1 pseudogene is annotated in these 305 nt (G+C 64.3%); it reads right to left on the minus strand.

Going from position 1 to position 305, the window contains the following annotated elements:
- Positions 1-305 (minus strand): annotated as a pseudogene (locus K7472_RS32325) (poly-gamma-glutamate synthase PgsB); the annotation flags it as partial.

Below are 305 nucleotides of genomic sequence, written 5' to 3' on the forward strand. Positions count from 1 at the left end.
TTGCGGACTTCGTCGGATGCCCGATCAGGAACACCGTGTCCGGATCCAGATCCGGCACGATCGCCCCCATCTGACCATTGCGCTCCACCCGGTCCGGACGGCAGTTGATCACCACGCTCAACGGACGCCGGATCGCACCCAGCGTCTCCAGCTGCTGGACGTTCATCAACGTCGACTCCGGATCATTGGCCGCGAAGACGTTGGCGAACCGCAACTTCTTGCCCTCACCCGTCACATACCGCTCCACCGACAGCACACCAGGATCCGGCGGCGCCTCCCACATCCCCTTCATCGCCGTCGCCCTG

Origin of the sequence: Streptantibioticus parmotrematis (assembly GCF_019890615.1) — a bacterium.
In the GTDB taxonomy this organism is placed as follows: Bacteria; Actinomycetota; Actinomycetes; order Streptomycetales; family Streptomycetaceae; genus Streptantibioticus_D; species Streptantibioticus_D parmotrematis.